9 protein-coding genes are annotated in these 6524 nt (G+C 43.9%); 5 read left to right on the forward strand and 4 right to left on the reverse strand.

Annotated features, from left to right (window positions below; all coding sequences use genetic code 11):
• Together glyA and fae are read left to right on the forward strand one after the other, a co-directional pair.
• Window positions 1-947 (forward strand): serine hydroxymethyltransferase (gene glyA, locus F7C14_RS03085; RefSeq protein WP_290899839.1); only part of this gene is annotated, 947 nt, incomplete at its 5' end.
• A gap of 47 nt (window positions 948-994) precedes the next feature.
• Window positions 995-1498: a formaldehyde-activating enzyme gene (gene fae / locus F7C14_RS03090; protein ID WP_290899842.1), complete on the forward strand. Its 504-nt coding sequence runs from the start codon at window positions 995-997 to the stop codon at window positions 1496-1498.
• Here the strand turns inward: fae and cobT are convergent.
• From cobT to F7C14_RS03105, 3 genes are all read right to left on the reverse strand, one after another.
• Entirely contained in the window at window positions 1495-2511 is a 1017-nt protein-coding gene (cobT, locus tag F7C14_RS03095) for a nicotinate mononucleotide-dependent phosphoribosyltransferase CobT (protein ID WP_290899844.1), read from the reverse strand. The two genes, fae and cobT, sit on opposite strands and share 4 nt — an antisense overlap.
• Before the next feature lie 61 nt (window positions 2512-2572).
• Entirely contained in the window at window positions 2573-3109 is a 537-nt protein-coding gene (locus tag F7C14_RS03100) for a TIGR00267 family protein (RefSeq protein WP_290899845.1), read from the reverse strand.
• Between the two features lie 23 nt (window positions 3110-3132).
• Window positions 3133-3753, reverse strand: coding sequence for a hypothetical protein (locus F7C14_RS03105; RefSeq protein WP_290899846.1), 621 nt, complete (start codon window positions 3751-3753; stop codon window positions 3133-3135).
• A gap of 44 nt (window positions 3754-3797) precedes the next feature.
• Here F7C14_RS03105 and F7C14_RS03110 point away from each other — a divergent pair, with 44 nt between their 5' ends.
• A complete protein-coding gene (locus tag F7C14_RS03110) occupies window positions 3798-4244 on the forward strand; it encodes a hypothetical protein (RefSeq protein WP_290899847.1) in 447 nt (148 codons plus the stop codon).
• Here F7C14_RS03110 and F7C14_RS03115 read toward each other — a convergent pair.
• A complete protein-coding gene (locus F7C14_RS03115) occupies window positions 4197-5063 on the reverse strand; it encodes a radical SAM protein (protein ID WP_290899848.1) in 867 nt (288 codons plus the stop codon). The two genes, F7C14_RS03110 and F7C14_RS03115, sit on opposite strands and share 48 nt — an antisense overlap.
• A 101-nt stretch (window positions 5064-5164) precedes the next feature.
• Here F7C14_RS03115 and F7C14_RS03120 point away from each other — a divergent pair, with 101 nt between their 5' ends.
• Both F7C14_RS03120 and F7C14_RS03125 read left to right on the forward strand, forming a co-directional pair.
• On the forward strand, window positions 5165-5890 hold the full coding sequence (locus F7C14_RS03120) for a helix-turn-helix domain-containing protein (protein ID WP_290899849.1): 726 nt from the start codon (window positions 5165-5167) through the stop codon (window positions 5888-5890).
• Between the two features lie 66 nt (window positions 5891-5956).
• A partial coding sequence (locus F7C14_RS03125) for a 2-oxoacid:acceptor oxidoreductase family protein (RefSeq protein WP_290899851.1) occupies window positions 5957-6524 on the forward strand: 568 nt, incomplete at its 3' end.

A 6524-nucleotide genomic window follows, 5' to 3' on the forward strand; every position in this document is an offset into this window, starting at 1 on the left:
AGATATTCGCCCTCTCAATCCCCTCTGGAGGCCACATAAGTCACGAAAAGTATTCTGCTGCAGGCTTAAGGGGTTTGCAGATAGTACATTACCCTTTTGACGCTGAAAGCATGAACATAGACGTTGACGAAACTAAAAAGCTTGCGGAGAAAGAGAAACCGAAACTTTTCGTGTTAGGTGGAAGCCTTTTCCTGTTTCCGCATCCGGTCAAAGAGATTTCGGAAATCGCTGCTGAAATTAACGCAAAAGTCATGTACGACGGAAGCCACGTTCTTGGGCTTATAGCGGGAGGCAAGTTCCAAAGTCCGATGGAGGAAGGAGCTGATGTTTTAACGGCATCTACTCATAAAACGTTTTTTGGTCCGCAGAGAGCCATAATCGCTTGCAAAGAGGAGTTGGCAGAGAAAGTTGATAGAGCCGTTTTTCCCGGAGTCGTGAGCAATCACCATTTAAATACATTAGCCGGATTGGTTGTCGCTGCGTTGGAATTCAAAGAGTTCGGGAAAGATTATGCTGAGCAGACTGTCAAAAATGCGAAAAGGCTTGCGGAGAAATTGGCTGAAGAGGGTTTAAAGGTTTTAGGAGAAGATCTCGGCTTTACCGAATCGCACCAAGTGGCTGTGGATGTTAAAAAACAAGGAGGAGGAGCAAAAATCGCTAAGAAGCTTGAAAGAGCCAACATAGTTCTGAACAAAAACCTACTACCTTGGGACTCGATTAAAGATACCGAAAATCCCTCGGGAATAAGAATCGGAGTTCAGGAGGTTACGAGGCTTGGTATGAAGGAAGATGAGATGGACGTTATAGCTAAGCTGATAGCCGATGTAATCTTGGACAGGAGAAGCGTCGAAAGTGTGAGAGAAGATGTTATCTCTTTAAAGAGGGAATTCAGTAAAGTAAAGTACACTTTTGAAGAGCACGAGGCTTACGAGTTTTTGAGAATTTAACCACTCCACAGAAAATTATATCAAAGAGAATTTTTTAATATTTAGATATGACCCACCACGACGTTTTAATGACAGGCGAAGCGTTAGTTGGAGAGGGAAACGAGGTTGCTCACGTAGATATTTTGATAGGTAGGAGAGACGGGCCGGTTGGAATAGCTTTTGCGATGGCTTTAGGAGCCCCATCTCAAGGACACGGAGGTCTTACGGCGATAATAGCTCCGAACTTGGCTGTTAAGCCGCCAACAGTAATAGTTCCAACCGTGACGATAAAGAACATGAAGCAGGGGGAACTTATCTTCGGACCCGCACAAAAAGCTGTTGCTGATGCCGTGGCTGATGCAGTGAAGGAGGGAATAATTCCAAGGGACAAAATAGACGAGTGGTGCATCGTTGCCAACGTCTTCATCCACCCGGCAGCTGAGGATAAAAAGAAGATCTACGAGTACAACTACCAAGCCACGAAGCTGGCTATAGAAAGAGCTGTGAAGAATTTGCCCACTCCTGAAGAAGTGGAAGAAAAGAGGAAGGAAGCGAAGCATCCGTTTGCCTAACCCACTATTTTTTCGTAGTCCTTCTCGATTTCCCTCAAAAACGCATCTTCGTATCCCTTCACGTAAGCTAAAAGCGTCGCTCCACCCATTCCAACTCCTTCCTTAACAAAACCTTCTTCGTAAGCTCTCAACCCTTCCTTGCTCGAATTTTTGAGTAGGGGATCTACAGCCACAACATTCGCGTCTTCTGGAGTAATGCCGACTATGTCGGCTGTTCTGTCCTTAGCTATGTATTTCGTGGTGGCTATGTTCACCTCGAATTTCTCTTCAAAGAGCTTGATGAGGTTCGCTATGGCTGCCATCTGAGTTCCACCGGCTAAAACAACTGGTTTTTCGCTGCCTAAAGCCACTCCTAAAACTCCGATCATCACTGGATCTCCAACCTTAGCAATTATTTCGAGGGGGTCTTCCGAATTTACTCTGCTCGCTGCTTTCTCGATAACCTTCATCTTTATCTCAACGGGATTTTCCGGCATGCTTGACGAAACCCTCGGCTCTTTTCCGAGAACTTTTAAAACAGCTCCGGCAGTTGTTGTTCCTGCAGGAATACTTTCCGCAATCATCAAACAGTCGGAATTCTTAGAAACCTCCCTACCGAAAATTTTGGCGTAATCGAAAGCCTCTTCAACACTTTCAATGCTCATAGCGTCTCTTTCGTATATGTTTTCTCCAACCGGAGCGTTTATAGACACGTAGGGAATTTTCGGTTTGATCATTAGCCCCGAATCAACAACGAAGAGCTGCGGTTTGACGAGTCTGAGGGCTGTGTAGGTGATTAAAGCTGGAGTTGGCTTTCCGTCTGGTGTAGCTGGAGGGAAGGGAATACTTTTGCATTTTCCGTAATACAAGAGCTCCGCATCAGCCGGTGGGGTGAACTTTATCAAATCCGGATTTGCTCCAGCCACCGTGATTCCCGGAATTTCCGCTGTCTTCGTGTTACCTATGCACAAAACGAAGCTGACATTTCCTTTTAACAGATCCGTGAAGTCTTTTCCCTTCAAAACCTCGTACATGGGAGGTTGAAGGATTGAGTGGGGAAAAACGTTTGCGTTTGTAATACATACGTAATTCGAATTAACCGAGGGCAAAGTGCACACCTTTCTCAACGAGCATTGAAAGAAAAGCCGTCACTATTCCGAAGGCTGCCATCTTAGCAAATGAAATGGCTAAATTTTCCTTTGAGAGCTTCCCCAGGTATAGTCCTATCAGCCCAAGAGCCACCGTTGTGAGGGCTATCGAAACGAGGGTTGCGAAGAATGGACTTGCGTTCAACACCAACGCAAAGAAGAAGGGTAGAACAACTATAACGCTGCCGAAAATCGTAGAAACGCCGTCAATGAGGCTTTTTTTCAAAACTTTTCTCCTGACACTCTTGTAGATTTCAGTTTCCTTTAAATTCTTAAGCATAGCTCTCTCTATCTTGACTATCTGCATTTCCTCTTCAATTCTCTCGGCTGTGAAGGCTCCGAATACGTTGGACAGACCGTTAGCCACTCCTCCACCGATTCCGGCAGCTATTATAATCGATATCTCCGCCCCAGATGCTCCAATGACAACTCCGAGGGTTGAAAGGGAGCCGTCTATGAAGCCTCTAACGAGCTGCCTCTCCACAAAGTGAGTTGCAAATTCTTCTTTTATTCTTTTTCATTCCTCAGCTTAGCAGCTATGTTATCGAACTTCCTACTCACCTCCTCGCCGAAAAGTTTCGTGAGAACTTTGTGAAGCTCCTCTTCGGCGAGGATGTCCTCTATAATTTTCTCGACTTCGTAGATTCGAAAGCCGAATCTTCTTTCTATGTACGTTAGGGGCATGAAGAGTACTTTGCCTTTGTACTCTATGGCTGGAGACGTCAGCTTTTTCACGTTCCCGGTTTTCAGCAAATAGCTTATGAGATTGCTGTGTAAGAACTCATCGCTCTCGTAATTCCCATCGAGGATCGAATATTCCTCAGCTTCATCCAGCTCCTTTTCCGCGCAGATCTTGTAGTATTCGACGAAAAGCTTCTCTATCAAATCCTCCCATCTCCCGATTCTGTCTACGAGTTCGATCAGCTTTCTGTTAGTCGGATTTTCGCGAAGAGCATTTAAAAGCTGGGATTTTGCGTTCTGAACTCTCGGATAAATGATGTGCTCGTAAAGGTCTCTTTCAAGAATGTTAGCTTGGTAAAAACCTCTCTCAGCATCCCACTCTATCCACTTCTGCACTCTCAAAGCCACTTCGTGCATCAACTCATCTATCGCTTTTTTCGAAAGCATATCAAATGAAAAATACTTAAAGATCTTTATTCGACTTTCGCTCGATGAGTGGTAGCGTACTTTACTTCTCCTTCACTGGCAATTCGAAAAAAATTGCCAGAACTCTTGCTGAAGAAGTTAAAGCGAAGCTCATCGAAATTAAGCCGGTTCTAAATCCTCCGTACATTTTCTGGCTTTCTTTGTCCTTCTTTCCCTTGCTCGGATTTCCGGTTAATGATGTTAGAATTAAGGACTACAGAGTGGCTGTTTGCTTCCCGAAGTGGACCTTCAACTGTCCTCCGATAACGGAACTTCTTAAAGAAGGCGTTTTTAGGGGAAAAAAGGTATTCCTGTTCATCTCTTACGCTGGATGGAAAGAGAAGGAATACGCCGATTTTTATGAGAAACTCTTCGAAAGTTTCGGAGCGAAAGTCCAGCTTGTGGAACTCGTTAAAAGAGACGAATTAAAGAGCTCTCAGATAGTCAGGTTTAAGAACCTCTGGATGCTCTAAAGCGAAATCAATCTGTTTTAACAACTTTTCTTTCTCTTCGGGAAGGTTCGCTTTCAGGGGGAGATAGTTCGAAGCGTGATTGGCTCTGAAGACTGTTTTGTATTCGAGCTGTTCCACAATTCTCCTAAGCTCAAGTAACAGCTCTCTCTTGTTCAACAGCTCGAACTCGCCTCTCAAAACTTTCCTGTGGAGTGGAGTACCTTCGACGACGATCAGTGTTAAAAAGGCTGTGTAATGGGGTTTCATCTCGTTTAGGAGTTTCGCCGTATTGATCGCATGCTCCTCGCTTCTTTTCCTCCCACCAAGTCCGAGTATGGCTGTAACCGAAAGCATCATTCCGTTTTCTATCGCTTTCCTTCCGGCTTTGAGGATTTCTCTGCTCGTCGCGCCTTTCTTAACCTCTTTTAAAACCGCATCGTCTCCAGATTCTACTCCGAGGTAAATCAGCTTTAAACCATTGTTAGCGAGTTCAGCAATCTCCTCATCACTCTTCTCAAGAACATCCATTGGCGTGGCGTATATCGAAATCCTTTCAAGTTTAGGGAAAGCTCTCTTCGCCATCGAAATGATCTTGAGAAGCTTTTCCGTGGAAATGCAAAAAGCATTCCCGTCTGCAATGAACATCCTTCTTGCATCGGGGTAAAATTCCTTTAAAATTAGCAAATCTCTTCGAATCTCCTCCAAACTTTTCTCTCTGAACTTTTTCATCTTGTAAGATCCGCAGAAGGTGCATTTATTGTGGGAGCAGCCTATTGTGGCTTGAAGGATTACGCTTTTGGCTTCACTCGGTGGTCTGAAAAGCGGCAAATCGTAGATCACAAAAAACGATCTTGCCGATTGCTAAAAAGAGTATCGTTTGACCATGGTCGAAACATGATTAATAATATTAAAAGCCAGAGTAAGTATTAAGGTGCGTTAAAATGATGGGTTTGAAAAAGGTAATTCTCAAGCTCTGGCATCCCAACTGTTGGAGTATCGAATCTACTAAAGATCACCCTCGCGTATGTTTGATTTCTAACGGGTTATTCAAGCTTGAGAATGAAGTAAGAGCAAATTTCCACCTTGTCGCTGAAAGCTACGAGGATCTAAAGGAGTTCATCGAAGATATAGAGAACTACAGCGAATACGCTCACGAAGTTTACGTAATAGGAAAGAACGATCTCGAAGCGGACATACATGCGAGATTTCCACCCCACACGACTTTCTACGAAAAAGTTTTCTCCCTTGAATTCATGCCTATGAGAATTTCCATCTCAAACGGATTCGAGTACTGGGTAATTCTCGTTGATGAGGAAAAGCTGAGCGAGACTTTGAACAAACTCATGGAGCTCGAAGATATTGAGGTGGAGGTTTTGAGCATAACGAATCTTCGCTCCTTGGAAGATGAGAGGGTTGAAGACGTTATAGGGGAAATTCTCAGGAGTCTTTCGATGAAACAGAAGAAGGTTTTGATATGTGCTTACAAAAGAGGATACTTCGAATGGCCGAGGAAAACGAGCGTAAACGAGCTTGCAAAGAGTTTTGGAATAGCCAAGTCAACGTGTCTGCATCACTTAAGGACAGCCGAATTAAAAATAATAAGGAGGATCATCGAGGAGCTGAGGGACAGAGAACCACATTTGTTAGACATCAAGGCATTTGAATAAAATTTTTTATTGAAAACGATCATGATTGATCGTTTTGTTATATAGTTTCGATTCGAATATCTATTTGTGGAGTGGGAAATCAGGTTTCACGGTAGGGGTGGGCAAGGAGTAGTTACAGCCTCGAAAATACTTGCGGAGGTTGCTTTCCTTAACGGCTACGAAGCCCAGTCCATACCTTTCTTCGGAGCTGAGAGAAGAGGTTCTCCAGTTGTAGCCTCTACAAGAATTTCTACAGAAAAGATTAGGAAGAGGAGTCTGGTGTACGATCCCGATTACATCGTTGTTTTTGACTTGAAAATTTTGAATAGTACGGTCTTTCATAGGCTGAAGGAAAATGGCTTTGTAATAGTAAATGCGAGCAAAAAATTTGAAGTTGAGGTTGATAAAAGCGTTTCTCTCGTTAGAGTTGACGCGACAAGAATAGCCATCAAAAACGGTCTGTTTCTTGGAGATTTGCCGGCAGTAAACCTACCTATGCTCGGAGCTTTTCTCAGAGTTTTTCCAAAACTCGATTTAGGCTCTCTCGAAAAACTCGTTTCGGAGAGGTTTGGGGAGAGAAACGCTGCTGCCGTTAAGGAAGCTTTTGAATCTGCGGTAATAGAAAAGGTATGCGGCAGATGCGGAAGGAGAGAGG

The sequence above is a fragment of the Ferroglobus sp. genome (assembly GCF_015521575.1).
Taxonomy (GTDB): domain Archaea; phylum Halobacteriota; class Archaeoglobi; order Archaeoglobales; family Archaeoglobaceae; genus Ferroglobus.